General features: G+C 72.0%; 8 protein-coding genes. All 8 read left to right on the top strand.

Annotated features, from left to right (window positions below):
- The first annotated feature begins 530 nt into the window (after window positions 1-530).
- The 8 genes from ACIRGA_RS31260 (at window position 531) to ACIRGA_RS31225 (ending at window position 24,844) form a co-directional block, all read left to right on the top strand.
- A complete protein-coding gene (locus ACIRGA_RS31260) occupies window positions 531-3,959 on the top strand; it encodes a beta-ketoacyl synthase N-terminal-like domain-containing protein (RefSeq protein ID WP_400947731.1) in 3,429 nt (1,142 codons plus the stop codon).
- On the top strand, window positions 3,956-7,411 hold the full coding sequence (locus ACIRGA_RS31255) for an amino acid adenylation domain-containing protein (protein WP_400947729.1): 3,456 nt from the start codon (window positions 3,956-3,958) through the stop codon (window positions 7,409-7,411). The genes ACIRGA_RS31260 and ACIRGA_RS31255 overlap by 4 nt, the downstream gene beginning before the upstream one ends.
- Window positions 7,412-7,424: 13 nt before the next feature.
- A complete protein-coding gene (locus tag ACIRGA_RS31250; protein ID WP_400947727.1) occupies window positions 7,425-12,746 on the top strand; it encodes an SDR family NAD(P)-dependent oxidoreductase in 5,322 nt (1,773 codons plus the stop codon).
- Window positions 12,747-12,926: 180 nt separating this feature from the next.
- Window positions 12,927-15,959, top strand: a complete 3,033-nt coding sequence (locus ACIRGA_RS31245; protein ID WP_400947725.1) for an amino acid adenylation domain-containing protein — start codon at window positions 12,927-12,929, stop codon at window positions 15,957-15,959.
- Complete coding sequence (locus ACIRGA_RS31240; protein ID WP_400947722.1) at window positions 15,956-21,382, top strand: amino acid adenylation domain-containing protein; 5,427 nt, start codon at window positions 15,956-15,958, stop codon at window positions 21,380-21,382. Before ACIRGA_RS31245 ends, ACIRGA_RS31240 begins: the two co-directional genes overlap by 4 nt.
- The gene (locus tag ACIRGA_RS31235) at window positions 21,379-22,650 is read left to right on the top strand and encodes an ATP-grasp domain-containing protein (RefSeq protein ID WP_400947720.1); all 1,272 of its coding nucleotides are present in this window, start codon (window positions 21,379-21,381) and stop codon (window positions 22,648-22,650) included. Before ACIRGA_RS31240 ends, ACIRGA_RS31235 begins: the two co-directional genes overlap by 4 nt.
- Complete coding sequence (locus ACIRGA_RS31230; protein ID WP_400947717.1) at window positions 22,647-23,912, top strand: ATP-grasp domain-containing protein; 1,266 nt, start codon at window positions 22,647-22,649, stop codon at window positions 23,910-23,912. Before ACIRGA_RS31235 ends, ACIRGA_RS31230 begins: the two co-directional genes overlap by 4 nt.
- Window positions 23,909-24,844, top strand: a complete 936-nt coding sequence (locus ACIRGA_RS31225; RefSeq protein ID WP_400947714.1) for a TauD/TfdA family dioxygenase — start codon at window positions 23,909-23,911, stop codon at window positions 24,842-24,844. The genes ACIRGA_RS31230 and ACIRGA_RS31225 overlap by 4 nt, the downstream gene beginning before the upstream one ends.
- Window positions 24,845-24,946 lie beyond the last annotated feature (102 nt).

Here is a 24,946-nt window from a genome sequence, read left to right as displayed (position 1 = left end):
AATTGTTCTGTCGCAAGACCAATCGTCCCAAGTCAGAGGGCATCTGCGCGCCTACGACACGATCAACTCACCACAAACATCGGTGGATCCAGGTCTAATGCAGCGAAAGGAGCCTTCGGCTCCGGTTAAACGCCACGCACGAACCCCCGCGCAGGGTTCCAGGATGGGCTCCTGAATCGATTGTGGAAAATTGTCCACCACTTTGCTCGTAAACATATTTCGCGGCACAGTGTCGGTTAATATCTGACACATTACACAGCGTAGTCAACCGAGTGTCGATGGTGGTCGAATGTCAGTCGCGAAGTGCCGTCCGGGCGGCGGATTCGGGCGTAAGACGTGGGTAACTGCGGCGGATGGTCCAAGATCTGTAGGCCATTCGAACCAAATCGACGGAATTCGTATTCCTCGGCGCGGCGGCGCGTCTTAACCTTGCGTGATTCTTCACCTGAATGGTCACTGGGGAGCAAGATGAAGTCCACGCCGTTGTTGTCGCGCGCCCGAAAAACCTCGGAGCGACTGCTCGACGCCCGATGACACCAGCCGGCTGCGTCGGCCGATTCGACGTCCATGCCCGGCAAACGCCTGACCGGATCGCGGTCTTCGAGCACGGCAACGGGCTCACTTACGCCCTACTCGCCGGGCTCGCGGGCGGCCGCGCGCTGCGGTTGCGCGACGCCGGTGTCCGGCAGGGGGAGCGGGTCGGGCTCGTCACCGGGCACGGCGGCTCCGCGATCGCGGCGATCCTCGGCACCCTCGCCGCGGGCTGCACCTACGTCCCGCTGGATCCCAGCTTCCCCAGGGAGCGTCTCGAGTACCAGCTCGCGACCGCGCGGGTGACCGCCGTACTCGCGGATCCCGAGTACGTCGAGCTGGCGGAGTCCTTGTGCCGCAACGGATCCGCGCGGCTCGTGCGGTCGGGCACGGAGACCGCGCCGCTCCCGGTGCCCGAAGTCGATCCGGACAGCCCGGCGTACGTGCTGTTCACCTCCGGGTCCACCGGCAGGCCGAAGGCCGTCGCGCAGACCCACCGCAACCTCCTGCACGTCGTCGACAACCAGATCGCCGCGCTCGGCATCACCGCGGCCGACCGGCTCAGCCTGCTCGCGTCGTTCGGCTTCGACGCGGCGATCCCGGACCTCTACCCGGCACTGCTCAGCGGCGCCGCGCTGGTGCCGGTCGACCTGCGCGCCCACGGCCTCGCCCACGCCGCGCGCGAGCTGGCCCGGCACGAGGCGACCGTCTACCACTCGACGCCCACGGTCTACCGGCATCTGCTGGACGTCCTCGGCGAGACCGGCCTTCCGTCCGTGCGGACCGTGCTGCTCGGCGGTGAGCAGGCGACCCACGCCGACGTCCGCCGTGGCCGGTTCGCGCCGGAGTGCGTGTTCGTCAACGGTTACGGCGCCACCGAGGTGACGTTCGCCGCGCACTACCGGACGACCGCCGCCGAGCTGGGCCCGGACGCCGACGGGCCGCTGCCGATCGGGCGCGCGCTGCCCGGGTTCACGCTCACCGTGCTGGACAGCGGCGAACTCGAAGTGCGCGGGCGGCACCTCGTCGACGGCTACCTCGACCAGCCGAGCCCGGCGTTCGGGGTGACGGACGACGGCGGCCGTCGGTACCGGACCGGTGACCTCGCCACATTGCTGCCGGACGGCAACCTCGTCTGCCTCGGCAGGCTCGACCGGCAGGTCAAGGTCCGCGGCTTCCGCGTGGAGCCGGCCGAGATCGAAGCCCGGCTCGCCGAACAGCCCGGCGTGGCCGAAGCCCGCGCGATCGTGCGCGACGGCGACCTGCTCGCCTACGTGACCGCGACAGGCCCGCGTCCGGACGGCCGGGTGCTGCGGGCCGCGCTGGCGGACGTGCTGCCCGGCTACTCGGTACCCGTGGCCATCGCGGTGCTGGATGGTTTTCCTCTGACAGTCACCGGAAAACTCGACGAACTGGCCCTGCCGGACCCGCGGGCGGCGGCGACCGTCCCGGCCGAGCGGCTGACCCCGGACGAGGAACGCGTGCACCGGATCTGGTGCGCGGTGCTGGGCCGTGACCGGGTCGGGCGCACCGAGGCGTTCTTCGACGCCGGTGGCGACTCGCTGCGGCTCGGCCGCGTGCAGGCGCGGCTGGCCGACGAGTTCGGCGTGGACGTCCCGCTGCTCGACCTGTTCGAGCGCACGACGATCGCCGGGCAGGCCGCCTGGTTCACGGAGTCCACTTCGGACACTCCGCCGCCGGTCGCCGCGGAGGAGCAGGCCGGGGATCTCATCGCCGTCGTCGGGCTGGCCTGCCGGTTCCCCGGCGCGCCGGACGCCGCCTCGTTCTGGTGGAACCTCTGCGCGGGCGTCGATTCGATTCACGACTACACCGACGACGAGCTGGCGGTGCTGGGCATCGGGCCGGGCCTGCGTGCCGACCCGGCGTACGTACGAGCCGGTGGCCGGATCGAAGGTATCGAGGAGTTCGACGCCGGGTTCTTCGGGTTCACCGCCGAGGAGGCCGCGCGGACCGACCCGCAGCACCGGCTGTTCCTCGAAACGGCGTGGCAGGCACTCGAGGACGCGGGACGCGATCCCGCCGCCGAGGCCGGGCCGGTCGGGGTGTTCACGGCCGCCTCGGTGAACCGCTATTTCCTGTTCCACCTGTTCGGCAACCCGGCGGTGACCGGCGACGTCGACCCGGACGACTGGGAGGGGCGGCTCACCGGCCGCCAGCTCACCGACCACCTGCCCGGCCAGGTCGCTTACCGGCTCGGGCTGACCGGGCCGGCCTTGGCCGTGCAGAGCGCGTGCTCCAGCTCGCTCGCGGCGGTGGCGCTGGCCGCGCAGAGCCTCGCGGACTACCGGTGCGACGTCGCGCTGGCCGGCGGGGTGAGCGTGACGTGGCCGCGGTACCGCGGTGGCGGGCTCGTCTCGCCGGACGGCCGATGCCGCGCGTTCGACACCGCCGCGGCGGGTGCCGGGTTCGGCTCGGGCGCCGGGGTGGTCGTGCTGCGGCGGCTGGCGGACGCCGTTGCCGACCGCGACCATGTCTACGCCGTGCTGCCAGGCTGGGCGATCACGAACGACGGCCCGGATCGCGCGGGTTACGCCGTGCCGGGACCTGCCGGGCAGGCGGCCGCGGTGGCCGAGGCGCTGGCCGTCGCGGAGGTCGCCCCGGACGAGGTCGCGCTGCTCGAAGCCCACGGCAGCGGCACCCCGCTGGGTGACGCGATCGAGGTGGCCGCGCTCAACCGCGTCTATCGGGACATGCCGCCGGAAACGTGTGCGCTGGGCTCGGTGAAGACGAACATCGGGCACCTCGACGCCGCGGCTGGGATCGCCGGGCTGATCAAGGCCGTGTTGTCCGTGCGGCACGGCGTCATCCCGCCGAACCTGCACTTCACGGCCCCGCACCCGGAGGTCGACCTGGCGGGCGGCCCCTGGTACGTCCCGGCGAAGGCCACCGACTGGCCCGCCCGCGAGCGGCGAGTGGCCGGAGTCAGCTCGTTCGGCATGGGCGGCACGAACGTGCACATGATCGTCGAGGAGGCCCCTGCCGTCCCGCCACGACAGGCGGCGAGCGGTCCGTTCGTCCTGCCGGTGTCCGCGCGTGACGCGAAAGCTTTGCGCGAGACGGTTTCCCGGCTGCGTGAGCGGCTCGCCACGGACGCGCCGGACCTCGGGGACGTGGCGTACACGCTTTCGATCCGGCGGGCGTTCGCGTGCCGGGCCGCCGTGGTGGCGGATTCGGCCGAGGCGGCGGTGGCCGCGTTCGATGCGTTGCTGGCGAACGGAACCGACGTCGAGGGCCCGGCGGGGGCGGAGCGAGACCTGGCTGCCCACTGGGCCGGAGGCGGCGAGATCGAATGGGTGGCGGACGGCGATCCCGGCCGCGTCCCCTTGCCGGGTCATCCGTTCCAGCGAGACCGGTACTGGATCGACCCACCGCCTCACCACACGACCGACCAGGAGACCCCTCGGTGACCGACACCTTGCCCGTCGTGGGAGGCCATGGCCCGCCACTGTCCTATCCGGACACCACGATCACCGGGCTGATCCTTGACCAGGCCGCGCGCACTCCGGACGCCGTCGCGGTCCGGCAGGGTGACACCCGGCTCAACTACCGCGAACTGGTCGCGTCGGCGGCCGGCGTCGCCCGGCTGCTGCGGGCCCGGGGTGCCGGGCCCGGAACCCGCGTCGGCGTCTGTGCGGACCGGCGGCCGGAGCTGATCTCGACCGTCGTGGGCGTGTTGCTGTCCGGGTCCGCTTACGTGCCGCTCGAACCCGGCGGCCCGAAGGCGCGGCTGGCCGAAATCGCCGCGGACGCCGGGATCTCCCTTGTCGTCGGCGACCGCGCGAAGGCCGAATTCGGGGCCACGGAAGGCATCGAGGCTCTCGACGTGCCCCCGCCCGCGGACGGGTCTGTCGAGTGCCCCGCCGGGCCGGACGACCTCGTCCACCTCCTCTACACCTCCGGCTCCACCGGCCGCCCCAAGGGCGTCCTGACCAGCCACCGCAACGTGGTCGCGTTCGTCACCGGGTTCGCCGCCGCCCTCGGGATCCGGCCCGGCGCCCGGGCGCTCGGCATCGCCTCGCCCGCCTTCGACGCCTTCACCATGGACGTGTTCGTCCCGCTGGCGCACGGCGGATCGGTCCAGCTCGCCGGCGCCGCCGACCGGGCCGACCCCGAACGGCTGCGGCGGTTCCTCGTCGAGCACGACGTCGAATGGGGCTTCGTCACGCCGACGCTGCTGTCCATGGTGGACCCCGCGGCCGTTCCCGGCTGGCGCGTCATCGCCTGCGGTGGTGAGCCGGTGCCCGCGGAACTCGCCGCGCGCTGGCTGCCGGGCCGCCGGTTCTTCAACGCCTACGGCCCGACCGAGACCACCGTCGTGGTCGTCACCGACGAGGTCACCGGCATCCCCACCGACCCGCTGCCGCTCGGACGGCCGACGCCGAACCACCGGGCGTACGTCGTGGACGCCGAGCTACGGCCGGTCGTGCCCGGCGAGACCGGCGAGCTGCTCATCGGCGGCCCGGGTGTCGCGCGTGGCTACCTCGGCAGCCCGGAGCTGACCGCCGCGAAGTTCGTCGACGACCCGATGACGCCGGGAGAGCGGCTCTACCGCACCGGCGACCTGGCCCGTGAGCTGCCCGACGGCCGTCTCGAGTTCGCCGGCCGCGCCGACCGGCAGGTGAAGGTCCGCGGCCAGCGGATCGAGCTGGGCGAGGTGGAGGCCGCGCTCACGACCCACCCGGACGTCGACGCCGCCGCCGTGGTCGCCGTCCCCGGGCAGGCGGGCACTCGGCTGGTCGCCTTCCTGGCACCGGCGTCCGCACCGTCCGATGTGGACGCACTGGGGCAGGACCGGCTCACCGCGGCGATGCGCCCGGCGGCTGTCCGGGTGCTGGACCGTCTGCCGGTCAACCCGGTCACCGGCAAGATCGACCGGCCCGCGTTGCGCGACCTGGCCGAAGAGGTGCTGGCGGGAGAACGGGAGGACCTCGGCCCGCTCAGCACCCCGGCCGAACGCGCGGTCGCGGCCCTCTGGCGGCGTGTGCTCGGTGACGGCGCGGGGACGGACTTCCTGGCCTCGGGCGGGAATTCGATCGCCGCGATGCGCCTGGTCGCGGCGCTGCGCTCGGAGCTGGCCGCGGACGTCGCCACGGAGGACGTCCTCGCCGTCGGCACGCTCGACGGGCTCACCCGGCGGGTCGCGGCGGCGCCGCCGCTGACCGGGCCGGGGCTGACCACCGGGCACGCGCCCGCGCTGTCCCCGCAGCAGCGGCGGCTGTGGTTCCTCGACCAGCTCGCCCCGGACGCCGCGCCGTACAACATCGCGATGGCGTTCCGGCTGTCCGGCGCGCTGGACGTCGACGCGCTGCGCCACGCCTTGCGCGCGGTCGCCGAGCGGCACGACGTGCTCCGCTGGCGGATCCGGGCCGTCGACGGCGCGCCGCTGGCGGATCTCCTGCCGCCGTCGGATGTTCCGCTTCCGTTGGCGCCGGTGACCGAGGACGGTCTGCGGGCCCGGCTGGCCGCCGACGCCGCGACGCCACTACATCTCGACCGCGAGGCTCCCTGGCGCGTGCGGCTCTACAGGCTCGGCGAGACGGAGCACGTACTCGGCTTCACGCTGCATCACGCAGTGTTCGACGGCTGGTCGCAAGAGCTGCTTTGCGCCGACCTGTCGGCCGCTTACCGGGGCGAGCCGCTGCCGCCGCCGGTGGCGTCCTATGCGGACTACGCGGTGTGGCGGGCAGGACGCGACGAACGGCGGGAGGCCGTCGATGTCGCCTGGTGGACCGGACATCTCGCCGGTGCACCGACCACAGTGGACCTTCCGCGCGACCGGCCGCGCCCGGCCGTGCAGACGTACCGGGGCGCGAGCCTGCGTCAGTCCTTTCCGGACGGTGCCGCCGAGTCGGTCCGGGCGCTGGCCGCCCGCACCGGCACGACGCGCGCCGGGGTGCTGCTCGCCGCGTTCGGCCAGCTGCTGCGGCGGCTCACCGGCGCGACCGACCATCTGGTCGCCACGGTCGTCGCGGACCGGCAGCTCGCCGAATGCCAAGAGGTCGCGGGGTTCTTCGTGGACATCGTGCCGGTTCGGCTGCGTGCGGACGACACCGCGGACTTCGCGACGCACGTCCGCGACGGCGGTGCGGAACTTCTCGCCGCGACCGCGCATCCGGCCGCACCGGTCGAGCGGCTCGTCGAGACGCTCGGCGTGCCCCGCGACCCCGCGCATGCCCCGCTCGTGCAGGTGATGTTCAACGTCCTGAACTTCACCGAGCCGCGGCTGGACCTGGCCGGTGTGGCCTCGGCCTGGCTGCCGGTCGACAAGCCGGGGTCGCCGTTCGACCTCACGGTGTACGTCCACGACGACGGCGTCGAACTGCTCTACAACCCGGATCTGTTCGACCACGCCAGGATGGCCGGGCTCGCCGAGGACTACGTCGCGCTGCTCGGTGCGCTGGCCGCGGCGCCGGACGCGCCGGTCGGGACGAGCGTGCCGGAGCTGCCGCGGGCAGGCGTCCGCACCGCCGTACCCGCCGCGATGACCCGCGCCCGGGCACGGCCGCCGTCGGTGGCCGCGGACCTCGCGGCGGCCGCCGCGACCGAAGCCGTGATCGCTCGTGCCTGGTGCGACGTCCTCGGTGTCGCCGAAGTCGGGCACACCGACAACTTCTTCGACGTCGGCGGGAATTCGCTCGCCCTGACCAGGGTGCACGCGCAGGTCACCGCCCGGCTCGGCCGCCGGATCCCGTTGGTCGACCTGTTCAGCCATCCCACCGTCCGCGCCCTCGCCGCGCACCTGCACTCCGGCGGCGCCGCCGTCCCGGAGCTGGCCCGCGCCGCCGAACGCGTCGCCGCCCGCCGCGGCCGCATCCAGACCAGAAGACCCCGTCGCACCGCCGGCCCGGCCGGCCCCTGATAGGAGCACCACCGTGACCCACCTCCCCGAAACCGGCACCGGCGATCCCGGAGCCGAACCGATCGCGATCGTCGGACTCGACGTTCGCGTGCCCGGCGCGCGTGACGCGCGGCAGTTCTGGCGCAACCTCGTCGACGGCGTCGAGTCGATCGTCCCCGCCACCCGCGAGGAGATGATCGCCCGCGGCGCGGACGAGGCCACTGTGGACGATCCGAGCTGGGTGAACGCCACCGCCGTGGTCGACGGCTTCGACGAGTTCGACGCCGAACTGTTCGGTATGACCAGCCGCGAGGCCGAGATCACCGACCCGCAGCATCGGCTTTTCCTTCAGTCGTGCCACGCCGCGCTGACCGACGCGGGCTACGACCCGGCCCGTTTCGACGGCGCGATCGGCGTCTACGGCGGGTCAGGGGGCACCGGCTACCTGAAGGAGAACCTGCTGCGCAACGAGCGGATCCTCGCTTCGCAGCACGGCGGTATCGGCATCTCGACCGGCAACCAGCCGAGCTACCTGACGACCTCGGTGTCGTACAAGCTCGACCTGCGCGGCCCGAGCCTCGCGGTGTTCACCGCCTGCTCGACGTCGCTGGTCGCGGTGCACCTGGCCTGCGAGGCGCTGCGCAACGGCGAATGCGACATGGCGCTGGCCGGTGGCGTCAATCTGGAGATGCCGCACGGCATCGGCTACATGGGCGTCGACGGCTTCACCTCGCCGGACGGCCACGTGCGCGCGTTCGACGCCGGCGCCAACGGCACGGTCTGGAGCAGCGGCGCCGGGGTCGTGCTGGTGAAGCGGCTGTCGCAGGCGATCGAGGACGGCGACCACATCCGGGGTGTCGTGCTGGGCAACGCGATCAACAACGACGGCGCCACCAAGGTCGGCTTCTCCGCGCCCAGCGTGTCCGGGCAGACCGAGGCGATCGCGCAGGCCGTCGGCATGGCCGGTGTCGACCCGCGCACCATCGGCTACGTCGAGGCGCACGGCACCGGCACCGCGCTGGGCGACCCGATGGAGATCACCGCACTGTCCACTGTGTACGGAAACGGCGCCGAGGACACCGGCTGGTGCGCGATCGGCTCGGTGAAGTCCAATATCGGCCACCTGTCGCAGGCGGCGGGCGTGGTCTCGCTGATCAAGGCCGTGCTCGTCATGGAGCACGGGCTGATCCCGCCGACCATCAACTACCACGAACCCAACCCGGGTATCGACTTCCCGGCGAGCCCGTTCTTCCCGGCGCGCGAGGTGACGAAGTGGGAGGCGGGCCAGGCGCCGAGGCGGGCGGGCGTCAGCTCGTTCGGTGTCGGCGGGACCAACGCGCACGTCGTGCTGGAGGAGGCGCCGGTCCCGCTGCGGTCCCGGACGTCTCACCCGGCGCATCTGCTGCGGGTGTCGGCCAACACCGCGGAAGCGCTCACGGCCGCGGTGGACCGGCTGGCCGAGCGGCTGGCCGAGGACGTCGACCTCGATCTCGCCGACGTGGCCCACACACTGGCCGCCGGGCGCACCGAGTACCCGCACCGCGCGGTCGTCGTCGCCCGTGACGCGGAGGACGCGGTCGACGGGCTGCGGGATCCCCGGCGCCTGGTGTCCGCACAGGCCGGGGAGACGAACGTGGCGTTCCTCTTCCCCGGCCAGGGTTCCCAGTACGCCGGGATGGGCGCCGAGCTGTACGAGGCCGAACCGGTGTTCGCCGCGGCCGTCGACGAGTGCCTGCGACTGCTCGAAGCCGAGCTGCCGGAGCTGCGTGACCTGATCTTCCGGGCCGGTGGCGAGCAGGCGCTGCGGGAAACCCGCGTGACCCAGCCCGCGTTGTTCGTCGTCGAGTACGCGCTGGCGAAGCTGTGGCTGAGCTGGGGCGTGCGGCCTGCGGCGATGATCGGTCACTCGGTCGGCGAGTACGTCGCCGCGACCGTCGCCGGGGTCTTCACCCTGCCGGACGCGCTGAACCTGGTCGCCACGCGCGGCCGCCTGATGCAATCGATGCCCGCCGGGGCGATGCTGGCCGTCCAGCTCGACGAGGGGAGCGTCGCCGCACGGCTGCCGGACACTCTCGCGATCGCCGGGGTGAACGGGCCCGGCACGTGCGTCGTGGCCGGGCCGTCCGACGCGGTTGCGGATTTCGCGGCGACGCTCAAGGCCAGCGGTGTGCAGTGCCGCGAGCTGGTGACCTCGCACGCGTTCCACTCGCCGATGATGGACCCGATCCTCGCCGAGTTCACCGAGGCCGTCGCCGCCGTCACCCGCACGGCGCCCACGCTGCCGTTCCTGTCGAACGTCACGGGTGACTGGATCACCGACGCTCAGGCCACCGACCCCGCGTACTGGGCCTCCCACCTGCGCCAGGCCGTCCGGTTCGGCGACAGCGTCAAGAACCTGTTCGCGCGCGGCGGCCGCTGGGCGCTCGTCGAATGCGGACCGGGGCATCAGCTTTCCGGCCTGGCCCGCGGTCAGGTTCCGAAGGGGATGCCCGCGCCGCAGCCGAGCCTGCCGGGCCGTAACGAGCGCATCGGCGACGTCGAAACGTTGTACGGCGCGGCCGGTCTCTTGTGGACGAACGGGGTTTCCCTCCAGGCACGGATGTTCGGCGCGCCCGGCCACCGGGTACCGCTGCCCGGCTACCCGTACGCGCGCAAGCGGTACTGGGTCGACCCGGACCCGATCACGGCCGCCCAGCCCGCGCGGCGGAGCGGTCCGCTGCCCCTGTCCGAGTGGTTCGCGGTCCCGGTCTGGCGCCAGGCGGAACCGGACCTGAGACGTGAGCCCTTCGCGAACGCGCTCGTCTTCACCACCGACGACGTCCTGTCCGGCCTGCTGCGCGAAGCGGGTGTGACGGTCACCGAGGTGCGTCCTGGTGACGGGTTCGCCGCGACGGAGACCGGATTCACCGTCCGGCCCGGAGTGCGCGAGGACTACGACGCACTCGTGGCCGCGTTGCCCGCCCGGCCCGAGCGGGTCGTGCACGCTTGGACGCTGGCCGGGGACGAGCGCGGCATGGCCGCCCAGGATCACGGATTCTTCAGCCTGCTCAACCTCGTCCAGGCCTGGGGCGAGCCGGTGCGGATCGACGTGGTGAGCACCGGTACCGCCGACGTCACCGGCACCGATCTGACCCGTCCCGAGCACGCGACCCTCGCGGGCATCGCCCGTGTCGTGCCGCTGGAGGTCGCGGGCACGGTGGTGCGCCGGATTGATGTGGATTTGCTCCAGGACGCCGTCGCCGAGCTGTTCCGCCCGGCCGACGCGGCGGCCGAGGTCGCGCTGCGTTCCGGCCGTCGCTGGGTGCTGGACTACACCCAGCTCGAACTGCCCGCGAGCACCGAGCCGGTGCTGCGGGACGGCGGGCGGTACCTGATCACGGGAGGGACCGGCGGCATCGGCATCACGCTCGCCGAGGACCTCGCCCGCCGGGTGCGGGCGAAGCTCGTTCTGCTCGCCCGCGCGGGGCTGCCGCCGCGGGCGGAGTGGGACGCGCACCTCGCCGCGCACGGCGGCACCGACCGCGCCGGGCGCACGATGCTCGCCGTGCGGCGGATGGAGGCCGCGGGCGCGGTGGTGCACGTCGTCGCCGCCGACGTCACCGACGCGGCACGCCTGCGCGAGGTGCGTGAGCTGGCCGAGCGCGAGTTCGGCGGCCTCGACGGGATCGTGCACGCCGCCGGGATGCCCGGCGGCGGCGTCGCCGAGGTGAAGGAGCGGGCCGCGGCCGAGGCCGTGTTGGCCCCGAAGATCGCCGGAACGCTGGCTCTGGCCGAGGCGTTCGCCGACCTGCCGATGGACTTCGTCGCACTGTGCTCGTCGATCACCGCGGTGGCCGGCGGCATCGGACAGGTCGATTACTGCGCCGCCAACAACTTCCTCGACGCCTATGCGCGGGGAAACCACGGCTGGCGGGCGCGGCTCGTCTCGCACGCGTGGGGTGGTTGGGACGAGGTCGGTATGGCCGCGGAGGTGGCCGCGCCGACCACGATCCGCACCGCCCGGTCGCGGTCGCTCGGCCCGGTCGAGCACCCTGTGCTCACCACACGCACTGAAGACGGCGCGCACGGGCTCGTCTCGGCGGCCACGCACTGGCTGCTCGACGAGCACCGGATCGCCGGGGTGCCGGTGGTCCCGGGCACGGGACATCTGGAGACCGTCCGCGCGGCAGTGGCCGCGGCGCTGCCGAAACCCGGGGACGGGCACGTCGTCGAGCTGCGGGACGTCGCGTTCCTGGAGCCGTTCGGCGTCCCGGACGGCGCCACCGCGGAGTACCGCGTGGAGTTCGACGGCGACGAGTTCACCGTGACCAGCCACATCGCCGGCGCGAGCCGGACACACGTGCGCGGATCCGCCGGGTGGGTCGCGGCCGGGTCGGGGTCCACTGTGGACATCGACGCGGTGACCGGGCGGACCGAGCCGATCGACGACGGGCACGGTTTCGGCACCGGCCGCACCAGCATGGTCACCTTCGGCCCGCGGTGGGCGGCGCTGCGCGAACACCGCATCGGCGCCCAGGAGGAGCTGGCCACGATCACGGCTCCCGACGCGGCGGCGGGTGACGTCGGCACATGGGGGCTGCACCCGGCACTGCTGGACGTCGCGACGGCGTTCGGCCGCGGCCGGGGGAGCGGCACCTACCTGCCGATGAGCTACGGCCGGATCGTCGTGCACGACGCGCTCCCGGCGAGTTTCCGCAGCCACCTGCGCTACCGCGACTCCGGCGGCGACCAGGTGGTGGCGGCCGACCTCTCGCTGTGCGACGACACCGGCCGCGTGCTCGTCACGATCGAGGACTTCGTGCTGCGCCAAGTGGATCAGGACGCCGTGGGCGGTGGCCTGACTTCTGCGCCTGCCTTGTCCACTGTGGAGACTGCATCGACGTCGACCGGGATCCGGCCCGTGGATGGCGCCGAGGCGTTCGTCCGAGCGCTGGCCCCCGGCCTCGGCGGGCAGGTGGTGATCACCACCCTGCCGGTGCGGGAGCTGATCGAGCATCAGGTCAGCGTCGAGGAGCTGGACGAACCCGACGAGGCGGCGGTGACGGTGTCGGAGGACGACTACGTCGCTCCGCGCACCGACCTGGAGGCCGAGATCGCCCGCCAGTGGACCGAGCTGCTCGGCGTGGAGAAGATCGGCGTGCACGACGACTTCTTCGCCCTCGGCGGCAACTCGCTGGTGGCCATCCAGCTCATCGCCCAGGTGCGCAAGGCCACCGGCACGCGGCTGGCGATGAAGACGCTGTTCGAAGCGTCCACAGTGGCCACTCTGGTCGAGCGGATCGAGGAGCTGCGCGCCGACAAGGCCGAGACGACGGCCGAACCCGCCCGGACCACCATCCCCAAGCTCGAACGCTGAACCTGTGGACGGATCCGGGGCGAGGGGGGGCCCCGGGGGGGGGGGGGGGGGGGGGGGGGGGGGGGGGGGGGGGGGGGTGGGGGGGGTCGCCCCCCCCCCCCCCCCCCCCCCCCCCCCCACGACCCACGGGACCCACGCCTTACCCGCGCCGCCCACCGACTTACCCCAGAACAGGAAATCATGAGCGACACGAAGGAATGGACGTTCCCGGCCTCGTTCGGCCAGGAGCGGATCTGGCTGTCCGGCCAGCTCGACCCGGCGTCCCCGGTGTACAACCTGCACTGCCAGGCCCGGCTGGACCGTCCGCTGACCGCGGCGCAGTGGCGCACCGCGCTCGGCGTCATCGTCGGGCGGCACGAGGCGCTGCGCACGTCGTTCCGCATGGACGGCGGAGCGCTCATGCAGGTGGTCCACGCCGAGGTGCCGATCGAGCCCGACGTGCACGACCTGCGGGACCTGCCCGCCGACGCCCGCGCTGACCGGCTCGCCGAACTCGTCGGCGCCGTTTCGCGAGAGGCCATCCCGCTCGACTCGCCGCCGCCGTGGCGGGCCCAGGTGTGCCGCATGGCCGACGACGAGTGGGTGCTCACGTTCGTCGTGCACCACACCGTGTTCGACGCCGGTTCGGTACTGGTGCTGGGGTCCGAGCTGGGCGAAGCGTGCGACGCAGTGTTCGAGGGCCGCGAGCCGAAGCTGCCCGAGCTGGCGATCCAGTACCCGGACTACTCGGCCTGGCAGCGTGGGCAGCTCGAAACGTCGAGCGAACAGCTGGACTACTGGCGGAAGCAGCTCGACGGGCTGCCCCCGGTACACGGCCTGCCCACCGACCGGCCGCGGCCGTCGGAGCTGACGTTCGCCGGTGACCAGGTGGACTTCGCTCTCCCGGACGGGCTGATCGACCGGGTCGGCGAGCTGGGCCGCGAGCTCTCGGCGTCGCCGTTCATGGTGCTGCTGGCCGGTTATGCGGCGCTCCTTTCACGATTGTCCAGAGTGGACGACGTCGTCGTCGGCGTCCCGGTCGCCGGCCGCGAACTGCCCGAGCTGGCCGACCTGATCGGCATGTTCGTCAACCAGATGGCCGTGCGTATCGACTGCTCGGGCGCGCCCGCGTTCACCGAGCTGGTCGGCCGGGTCCGGACCACGCTGCTGGAGGCGATCGACCACAGCCAGGTGCCGTTCCAGGTGGTCGCCGAGGCGGCCGTCGCCGAGCGCGATCCCGGTGTGCAGGCGGTGTATCAGCTCGGGTTCAACTTCCTGCCCGACTCGGGGCTGGAGCCCGTCCGTTCGGCCACCGCGAAGGACGACATCGCGATCGACCTGACCGCCGTGGACGGCAGGCTCGTCTACCGCACCGACCTGTTCGACCGCGAGACCGCCGAAGCCGTGGCCGAGCGGTACTTGCGGTTGCTGACCGCGGCACTGGCCGATCCGGCTCAGTCGGTTGCGGATCTGCCGCTGCTGTCGAACGCTGAGCGTGAGCTGGTCCTGACCGGATGGAACACCGGGCCGGAAGTGTCCACTTCGGACACCGTGCCCGCGCAATTCGAAACCCAGGTGCGGCAGACCCCGGAGGCGCTTGCCGTCGACTTCGGCGGGGTTCGCCTGACGTATGCCGAACTGAACGCGCGGGCCAACCGCGTCGCCCACCGGCTGCGTGAGCTGGGCGCGGGACCCGGCACCGTCGTCGGCGTGTGTGTGCCGAACTCGGCGGACCTGCTGATCGGCGTGCTGGGGGTGTTGAAGAGCGGCGCGGCCTACGTCCCGCTCGACCCGGACAACCCGGCCCCGCGGCAGACGCTGATCCTCGCCGACGCGGGTGTTCCGTTCGTACTGGTCACCGGCGAGTCCACTTTGGACACCAAGATGCTGGCACTGGACGACCCGGCCGAATGGTCAGCCGCGTCCACCGAGGACCCGGAACCGGCGGCCGGGCCGGGCGACGTCGCCTATGTGATCTACACGTCGGGCTCGACCGGGCGGCCCAAGGGCGTCGAGGTCGAGCACCGGGCCGTCGACACGTACCTGGCCTGGGCACGCGAGGCGTACCCCGGTCTGGCCGGACGGGCTTTGCTGCACACGTCGGCGTCGTTCGACCTCACCGTGACGACGCTGCTCGGCACCCTCACCGCCGGCGGCGCGGTGGTCGACAGCCGCCCGACGTTCGTCAAGGCGACCCCGACGCACCTCGCCGTCCTCGCCGAGAAGCTGTTCCCGACGGGTGAGCTGGTGCTCGGCGGCGAAGCGCTGACCGCCGAAGCCGTTCAGCCGTGGCGGGAGCGGCACCCCGGTGTACTGGTCGTCAACGAGTACGGCCCGACCGAAGCCACGGTCGGCTGCGTCGTGCACCGGATCGAACCCGGGGACGAGCTGCCGTCCGGCCCGGTCCCGATCGGCCGTCCGGTGCCCGGCACCCGCGTGTACGTCCTCGACGAGCGGCGTCAGCCGGTGCCGCCGGGCGTCCCGGGCGAGTTGTACGTCGCCGGGTCGCAGCTCGCCCGCGGCTACCTCGGGCTGCCGGACCTGACCGCCTCGAAGTTCGCCGAAGGGCCGCACGGCCGGATGTACGCGACCGGCGACCTCGTCCGCTGGCGCCGCGGCGGCACGCTCGACTACCTCGGCCGCATCGACGAGCAGGTGAAGCTGCGCGGCTATCGCATCGAGCCCGGCGAGGTCGAAGCGGCGCTGCGCGAGCTGCCGGAGGTGCGGGACGCGGCCGTGGCGGTCCGCGGCGACACGCTCGTCGGCTATGTCGTCGGCAGCACCGAGGGGGCGGCCGATGCCCTGCGGAAGACGTTGCCGGACTACCTGGTGCCGACCAGGTTCGTGACGCTCGACGCGCTGCCGATGGCGGCCAGCGGCAAGCTCGACCGGGCCGCGTTGCCGGATCCCGAACCCGGCGAGGCGCCGGAGTACGTCGCGCCCCGGACCGCGGCCGAAGAGCTGGTCGCCGAAGTGCTCGGCGAGCTGCTCGGCGTCGACGACCTCGGCGCGCACGACGACTTCTTCGCCCGTGGCGGCAACTCGCTGCTGGCGATCCGCGCGATGGCCCGGCTCCGCAAGCAGATCGAGGTCGACATCCCGGTGCGAGGACTGTTCACCCTCACCACCGTCGCCGGGCTCGCCGCCGAGATCGAGCGGCGGCTCTCCGAGGACCTCGACCAGCTCAGTGACGAAGAGGTCCAGCGCCAGCTGGCCGAAGGTGAGCTCTCATGACCGCGATCGACGAAACCAGCGCGGCCGCGCGCCGCGCGCTGCTCGAACAGCGGCTGCGACGGCGCACGGAGCCGGCCGCGACCATCACGCCGCGCCCCGCCGACGCCGTTGTCCCGCTGTCCTATCAGCAGGAGCGCGTCTGGTTCATGGAGCAGTTCGCCCCGGGCACCGGGTCGTACCACATCCCGGTGCCGATCCGGCTGACCGGCAGGCTCGACGTCGCCGCGCTTCAGTCCGCTTTGGACACCTTGCCGGTGCGGCACGAGGCGCTGCGGATGCGGTTCCCGGCCGGGGAAGACGGGCAGCCGACCGTCCACATCGAACCTTCGGTCACGGTCACTCTGTCCATTGTGGATGCCGGAAGCGAGGAAGCGGCCCGTGCCGTCGTCGACGCCGCCGCGGCCGAGACGTTCGATCTGGCCACGGGTCCGCTGCTCCGGGCGACTCTGGCCCGGGTGTCCGACGAGGAACACCTGCTTGTCCTGTGTACGCACCACATCGTGGGCGACGGCTGGTCGGTCGACCTGCTGCTGCGTGACCTCGCCGCGCAGTACCACGCCTTGAGTACCGGCGGCACGGCCGAGCTGCCCGCGCTGAGCATCGGGTACGGCGACTTCGCGCACTGGCAGCGCCGCACACTCACCGGTGGCGAACTCGACCGGCAGCTGGAGCACTGGAAGGCGCAGCTCGCCGGGGTCGAGCCCCTGGAGCTGCCCACCGACCGGCCCCGCCCCGCCAAGCAGAGCTTCGACGGCGCGATCCACGAGTTCTTCGTCGAGCGTGAGCTCGCCCGCGCCCTCGGCGAGCTGAGCCGCGAGCACGGCGTCACGCTCTTCATGACCCTGCTCGCCGCCTACCAGGTGCTGCTGGCGCGGTACTCGGGCCAGGAGGACTTCGCGATCGGCTCGTCCTCGGCCGGGCGCGGCCTGCCCGAACTGGAAGGCGTGGCGGGCATGTTCATCAACATGCTGCCCCTGCGTGCCCAGCTCGAAGGCGACCCGACGTTCGCCGAGCTGCTCGAACGCACCCGTCGGCACGTGCTGGACGCGTTCGAGCACGCCGACGTCCCGTTCGAGCGGCTGGTGAACGCGCTCGGCGTGCCCCGTGACGTCAGCCGCTCGCCGGTGTTCCAGGCGATGTTCGTGCTGCAGAACTACGAGATGGGCCGGATGGGCGCGGCAGGGGAGTCCGCTGTGGACTTCCGCTGGCTGCCGATGGACCTGCCCGCGACCCGGTTCGACTTCGAGTTCCACGCGATCGAGGTCGAACGCGGGCTGATCGGCAAGTTCGTGCACAACACCGCGCTGTTCACCGCGGACACGGTCGCCGGGATGGCCGGGCGGCTGGTCACGCTGCTGCGCTCGATCGTCGACGGCCCGGATCGTCGACTGTCTGAATTGGACATCCTCGACGCCGGGCAGCGCGAACTCGTCCTGGAGCAATGGAACGCCACGACCGCCGAGTTCCCGCAGACCACGCTGCACGCGCTCGTCGAGGAGCAGGCCGCCCGGACGCCGGACGCGCCCGCGGTGACCTTCCGCGGCGCGTCGCTGACCTACCGCGAGCTGGACGAGCGGGCCAACCGGCTCGCGCACCGGCTGCGTGGGCTCGGCGTCGGGCCGGGCGTGCTCACCGGTGTGTTCGCGGAGCGGTCGTTCGAGCTGGTCGTCGCGCTCCTCGGCGTGCTGAAAGCCGGTGGCGCGTACGTCCCGCTCGACCCGGAGTATCCGGCCGACCGGCTGGCGTTCATGCTGCGGGACGCGGCCGCGCCCGTCGTGCTGACGCAAGCGGCGTTGCGCGAAACGCTGCCGCCGGGTGACGCGACCGTCGTTGTCGTAGACGACCCTGCCGACCTCCCCGAGACCGCGGGGCCACCCGAGCCGCTTGCGGGACCGGAAGATCCGGCTTACGTCATCTACACCTCGGGCTCGACGGGCCAGCCGAAAGGCGTGCCCAACGGTCATCGCGGCATCGTCAACCGGCTCGACTGGATGCAGCGCGCGTACCGCCTCGACGGCACCGATTCGGTGCTGCAGAAGACCCCGGCCGGCTTCGACGTGTCGGTCTGGGAGTTCTTCTGGCCGCTGATCACCGGCGCACGGCTCGTGCTCGCCGAACCCGGCGGGCACAAGGACGCCGCGTACCTGCGTGAGCTGCTCGCGACCGAAGGCGTCACCACCGCGCATTTCGTGCCGTCGATGCTCACGCTCTTCCTTGCCGAGCAAGGCGTCGAGTCCTGCACGGCATTGCGGCGGGTCGTGTGCAGCGGTGAGGAACTGCCGCTCGACGCGGCCCGCGAATTCGTCCGGCGGCTGCCGGACTGCGAGCTGCACAACCTCTACGGCCCGACCGAAGCCGCCATCGACGTCACCGCGTGGCACTGCACACCCGCCGCGCTCGCCGAGGTCGCGTCGGTGCCGATCGGGGCGCCGATCCAGAACATCCGGATCTACGTCCTCGACCGTGCCGGGCGGCCCTGCCCGGTCGGCGTGCCCGGCGAACTGCACATCGCCGGCGTCGGCCTGGCCTTGGGATATCACAATCGTCCGGAACTGACGGCCGAGCGGTTCGTGCCCGACCCGTTCCACAGTGGACGGATGTACCGCACCGGCGACCTCGCGCACTGGCGCCCGGACGGGACGATCGCGTTCCTCGGCCGGATCGACCACCAGGTCAAACTGCGCGGCCTCCGCATCGAGCTGGGAGAGATCGAGACGACCTTGCGCGCCCAGCCGGGGGTGCGCGACGCCGCCGTGATCGTCCGCGAGGACACGCCGGGGGACAAGCGGCTGGTCGGGTATCTCGTCGGCGACGCCGAGCCCGGCACGCTGCGGACGGCGCTCAAGCAGAGCCTCCCGGACTACATGGTCCCGCCGTCGTTCGTCGCGCTCGACGAGCTGCCGCTCACCCCGAACGGCAAGCTCGACCGCAAGGCGCTGCCCGCTCCGGTCGCGTCCCGTGACGCGACCAAGGAGCTGGTCGCACCGTCGACCCCGGTCGAGACCCTGCTCGCGGAGATCTGGCGGGACGTGCTCAAAGTGGACGAGCTGGGCGTCGACGACGACTTCTTCGACCTCGGCGGCCACTCGATGCTGGCCACCCAGGTGGTGGCGCGGATCGGCAAGGCGGACGCCGGGCAGGTCGGCGTCATGGACCTGTTCCAGCACCGCACGATCCGCGAGCTGGCGTCCTTTATGGACGGTGACGCCGCCGACCGGCCGCGCCATCTGCTGTACGAGCTGACCAAACCGACGACGCAGCGAACGCTGACCTACGTCTGCTTCCCTTACGGTGGCGGAAGCGCGATCGTCTATCAGCCGCTGGCCGACGCGCTCCCGGAGGGCTACTCGCTCTACTCGGTCGCCATCCCCGGCCACGATGTCGGACTGTCCGAAGAGGCCGTGCCCTTCGACGATCTGGTCGAGCGGCTGGCCGACGAGATCCTCGACCGCGTCGACGGCCCGCTGGCCATCTACGGCCACTGCGGTGTCGGCAACGCGCTCGCCGTCGCCGTCGCCCGGCTGCTCGAAGAGCGCGGCCGCGAGCTGGAGGTCGTCTACATCGGCGCGATCTTCCCGTTCGCCCGGATGAAGGGCGCGGTGGGCACGCTGCGCACCCGGCTGGAGAAGCTGCGCAGCAACCGGTACTACTCGAACTGGCTCAAGGGCATGGGCGTCGACACCGACGACCTCGACCCGGCGCAGGCCGATCGGATCATCACGAACATGCGCGCCGACAGCCGCGCCGCCGAGGAGTACTTCAGCGGCCTGCTCGACGCGCGCGTGGCCAAACTGCGCGCGCCGATCGTGTCGGTGGTCGGCTCCGAAGACCCGGTCACCGACTACTACGCCGAGCGCTACCGGGAATGGGAGTTCCTCACCGACACCACCGCGCTCGTGGTGCTCGACCAGGCCGGGCACTTCTTCCTGCGCTACCGGGCCGAAGAACTCGCGGAGATCGTCACGCGCGTGCACCCGGCGCTGGACGATCCCGGCGAGCTCGACGTCCGGGTCCGCGGCCAAGACGCGGCCTGGGCGGTGCACGAAACCCATCGATCCACTGTGGACGAGAAGCCCTTGGTGAAGCCGAGCATGGCCCGGTTCGTCACGATCACGGTCGGGCAGCTGGTGTCCTCGACCGGTTCGGCGCTGACGTCGTTCGCGGTGCCGATCTGGCTCTACACCCGCACGGGCTCGGTCGCCGACCTCGGGCTGCTGTGGGCGCTCGCGCTGCTGTTCGGCGTGCTCGTCCTCCCGGTGGCGGGCGCACTGGTCGACCGCGGCGACCGGCGGCGGATCATGATCGCGGCCAGCGGCGTCGCCGGCGGGATCCAGCTGATACTGGCGTTGCTGCTGATCACCGGGCACGTTCAGCTGTGGTTGTTCTACGTGTTGATCCCGCTCGGGTCGGTGGCCTCTTCGTTCCAGCGCATCGCCTACCAATCGTCAGTGGCGCAGCTGGTGCCGAAGCAGTACCTCGGGCACGCGATGGGCCTCGCGCAGCTGTCCACCGGTTTCGCCCAGCTGCTGATGCCGGTGCTCGCGGCCGGGCTGCTGGCGACGATCCAGCTGTCCGGCATCCTGATCCTGGACATGGCGAGCTACGTGTTCGCGATCGTGGGCCTGCTGCTGGTGCGGTTCCCGGACATGATGGGCTGGCGTCCGCGCGAACCGCTGCTGACGGCGATCGCGGGCGGGCTGCGGTATTCGTGGAACCACCGCGGTTTCCGCACGATGCTGCTGTACTTCGCGCTGGCGAACGTCTTCCTCGCGCCCGCGCTCGTGCTGGTTTCGCCGCTCGTGCTGTCGTTCGGCTCGGTCACCGACGTCGCGCAGGTGGCGCTGGCCGAGGCCGTTGGCGCGGTGGCCGGTGGGATCGGGATGGCGCTGTGGGGCGGCCCGCGGCACCGGCGGATGGTCGGCGTGCTCGCGGGCAACATCGGGATCGCGCTCGGCAGCCTCATGATGGGCCTGCGGCCGTCGCTGATCGTCGTCGCGGCCGGGGTGTTCCTCCTGGCCGCCGCGATGTCCGTGTCGCAGGGCATCTACGCGACGCTGGTACAGGTCAAGGTGCCGCAGCGGTTCCACGGCCGGGTGTTCGCGATCAACCAGACGATCACGTGGTCGACGCTGCCGATCGGGTTCGCCGTGCTTGCGCCGCTGGCCGTCGGCTGGTTCTCGCCGCTGCTGGCGCCGGGCGGTGCGCTGACCGGGTCGGTCGGTGCCGTGCTCGGCACTGGAGAGACCCGGGGCATCGGGCTCGCCTACGTGGTCTTCGCGCTGATCCTGCTGCTGATCAACGTGGGCGGGTTCTCGCTGCGGCGGCTGCGCCGGTTCGACACCGAGGTGCCCGATTCGCTGCCCGACGACCTGGTGGGAGCACAGGAACGGGAGCGCAAGCTCGCCGGGAAGGAAGCCGCATGAGTACGGCAGTGCTGGTCAGGGAGGCCCGCGGGCATTGGGTCGGCGAGGTCGCGCCGTCGATGCGGGCGGCCGGTCACCGCGTGGTGCTGCTCGCCCCACCGATGGACGAGGCCGAGCGGGCCGCGCTGGACGGCGTGGTGGACGACGTCGTCGCGCTCGACGACGTCCACGATCCGGAGGCCGTCGCGGCGAAGGTCCGGGAGATCGCCGGCGGCGCGTTGGCCGGTATCTTCACCGGCTCGGACGGCGCCATCGCGAGCACCGCCAGCGCCGCGGAGCTGCTCGGCGTGGCACGCTGCCCGGCGTCGGCGTTCGCCTTGTGCGCGAACAAGTTCGCGGTCCGGGAGGCTCTCGCCGCGGCCGGGCTGCCCGGGCCCGCGCATGCCCTGATCTCGTCGGCCGCCGAGGCGGCGTCCGTCGCTTCGGCGGTGGGGCTCCCGGCGATCGTCAAACCGGTCAACGGGGCGGGTAGCAACCTCGTCCGCACCGTGTCCACAGTGGACGAACTGGCGACCGCGTATGAACTGTTGGCCGCGCGGCTGCCGGAGTCCGCGGATCCGCGCTATCACCGTCCACTAGGGACACTGGACCCTTCGAAGACGTTCCTCGTCGAAGGGTTGCTGTCCGGCCCGGAGTACGCGGTGGACGTGCTGATCCGTGACGGGGTGGCCGAGCCGGTCGAGATCCTCGACAAGCCGCTGATCGACGAGCGGAAGTTCGAGCTGGCGCTGTCGTGCCCGCCCGCCGGGCTCACCGCGGACCGGGCCGAACTGGTCACCGCGGCGGCGGTCGCCGCCGTTCGCGCGCTGGGTCTCGACAACACCTGCGCCCACGTCGAGCTGATCGACGACGTCGATCGCGGCCCGACGATCGTCGAGGTCAACGCGGGCAGGCCCGCCGGGTCGATCATGCCGCTGCTGGCGAAGCTGCGGACCGGAGTCGACGTGTTCGCCGAGCTGGCGGCGCTCGCGGTCGGCGCTCCGCCGCCGGTGCGGGAACCCGCGAAATTGCCGATCCCGCTGGGCATGCTGATCCTCTACGCGGCCGGCTCGGGCCGGTTGACCGGTATCGGCGGGCTCGACGAGATCGTCGAACTGCCCGAGGTGATCGACGTCGTCACCACCGTCTCGCCGGGACAGGTGCTCACAGACGAACAGGAGATCTATGCGGTCAACCTCGTCGTGGCCGGGTTCGCCGATCACGACGACCTCGCCGCCCTGCACGCGGAGGCGAGCAAGCTCGTCCGGCTGGAACTGGAGGAAGTGTGAACACCGCGTTCGTGGTCTGCGAGACCACCGGGCAGTGGATCGCCGACTTCGTGGCCGCCGTACGCGCGGCTGGACTCGGGGCCGAGCTGGTCACGCAGCCCCTGGAGCCGGCCGAGCAGGCACAACTGACGGAAGTCGTGGACGGCTTCGTTTTCGTCGACGACGTCCGTGACGCCGAAGCCGTCGCCGAGGCGATCCGGGCGCGGACCGCGCGCCCGGCCGGGGTGGTGACCGCCGCCGAGGGGATCATCGCGAGCGTCGCGCGTGCGGCCGAGCTGCTCGGCGTCGCGCGCTGCCCGGCGTCGGTGTTCACCGTGACGCACAACAAGTTCGCGGTCCGGCAGGCGCTGGCCGCGGCCGGATTGCCTGGGCCGCGCTGCGCGCTGATCTCGTCGGCCGCCGAGGCGGCGTCGGTGGCTTCGGCGGTCGGCCTCCCGGCGATCATCAAGCCGGTGAACGGCGCGGCGAGCAATCTCGTGCGCACCGTGTCCACTGTGGACGAACTGGCGGCGGCGTACCGGCTGCTGGCCGAGCGGTTGCCGCTGTCCGAGGACGCCCGGTACCACCGGCTCGTCGGGTCGATCGACCCGCTCAAGGTGTTCCTCGTGGAAGGCCTGTTGCGTGGGCCGGAGTACGCGGTCGACGTCCTGGTGCGCGACTGCGTGGCAGAGCCGGTGGCCGTGGTGGAGAAGCCGCTGATCGACGAGCGCAAGTTCGAGCTGGGCATGGTCTGCCCGCCGCTCGAACTGTCCGAAAAGGACACCGGACGGGTGCTCGCGGCGGCGACGGCCGCCGCGCTCGCGCTGGGCCTGGACAACACTTGCGCTCACCTGGAGCTGATCGACGACGCCGAGCTGGGCCCGACGATCGTCGAGGTGAACGCGGGCCGCCCGGCCGGCGGCGCCCAGCCGGTGCTGCTGAAGCTCGCGACAGGCATCGACGTCATCGCTGAGGCCGTGTCGCTGGCCCTGGGCACGCCACCGCCCGCGCGAGGCACGGGCCTGCCGGTGCCCGTGGGCTACCTGATCTTCTACGCCGAGGGCACCGGGCGGCTGGTCCGCGTCGACGGCACCGACGAGGTCGCCGACCTGCCCGAGGTCCTGGATGTCGTCACGATCGTGCGCCCCGGCCAGCTGCTCACCGACGACCAGGAGATCTACGCGGTGAACGTGCTCGCCGCGGGGTTCGCCGACACCGAAGACCTCGCCGCGCTGCACGCCGAGGCCGCCAAGCTGATCCGATTCGAACTGGAGGAATCATGACCGCCGAACTCGCGGCGAACCTCGGTCACATTGAGGGCAACGAACACACGAAGCTCACCGTGTACGCGGCCACGGGCCTGGACTGGGTGCGCGCGCATCGCGAACTGCTGCAGGACCGGCTGCGCGAGCACGGCGCGATCCTGCTGCGCGGGATGCCCGCCGATCTGACGGTGTTCAACCAGGTCACCGAGGAGATCGGCGGCTCGCTGCTGACTTACACGGAACGGTCGACGCCGCGGTCGGCGGTCTCGGGCAACATCTACACCTCGACGGAGTACCCGCCCGCCGAGTCGATCCCGATGCACAACGAGAACTCGTACTCGGCGCACTGGCCCGATCGCCTGTTCTTCCTGTGCGACACGGCGGCCGAAACCGGCGGCGCGACGCCGATCGCCGACAGCCGCGCGATGTACCGGCTGCTGCCGGAGGACCTGCGTGAACGGTTCGCGGGCGGCGTCACCTACGCACGGGCGTTCCGCGAAGGACTCGGGCTGACCTGGCAGGAGGCGTTCCAGACCGACGACCGCCAGGCGGTGGCGGACTACTGCGCCGCCAACGGGCAGACCTACGAGTGGACCGACGAGGGCCTGCGCACGCGGCACGTGCGTCCGTCCTTTGTGGAGGAACCGCACACCGGCGCGACGGTGTGGTTCAACCAGGCCAACCTGTTCCACGTGTCGAGCCTGGGTGAGGAGGTCAGCGAGGCGCTGCTGGAGCTGTACCCCGAGGAGGACCTGCCCCGGCACGCGTTCTTCGCGGACGGCTCGCCGATCCCGCAGGGCGACCTGGACACGATCAAGGCGACGTACGACAAGGTCAGTTACGCGTTCCCGTGGCAGCCGGGCGACATCATGGTGATCAACAACATGCTGATGGCGCACGGGCGCGAACCGTTCACGGGTACGCGGCGGACCCTGGTCGCGATGACGTGACCCGAGGTGGGCGCGGGGGGGGGGGGGGGGGGGGGGGGGGGGGGGGGGGGTGCAGGGGGGGGGGCCACCCGCCCCCCCCACCCCCCCACACCCAGCGCCCGC

The organism is Amycolatopsis sp. NPDC102389 (genome assembly GCF_044765885.1).
Lineage (GTDB): Bacteria > Actinomycetota > Actinomycetes > Mycobacteriales > Pseudonocardiaceae > Amycolatopsis.
Note: the sequence above shows the minus strand (reverse complement) of the source record. Positions and strands in the feature narration are given on the sequence as shown.

Bases quoted from the DNA above. Each gene is read 5' to 3' on its own strand.
- ACIRGA_RS31260 (WP_400947731.1), top strand. From the start codon at position 531: ATGACACCAGCCGGCTGCGTCGGCCGATTCGACGTCCATGCCCGGCAA.
- ACIRGA_RS31245 (WP_400947725.1), top strand. From the start codon at position 12,927: ATGAGCGACACGAAGGAATGGACGTTCCCGGCCTCGTTCGGCCAGGAG.
- ACIRGA_RS31240 (WP_400947722.1), top strand. From the start codon at position 15,956: ATGACCGCGATCGACGAAACCAGCGCGGCCGCGCGCCGCGCGCTGCTC.
- ACIRGA_RS31235 (WP_400947720.1), top strand. From the start codon at position 21,379: ATGAGTACGGCAGTGCTGGTCAGGGAGGCCCGCGGGCATTGGGTCGGC.
- ACIRGA_RS31225 (WP_400947714.1), top strand. From the start codon at position 23,909: ATGACCGCCGAACTCGCGGCGAACCTCGGTCACATTGAGGGCAACGAA.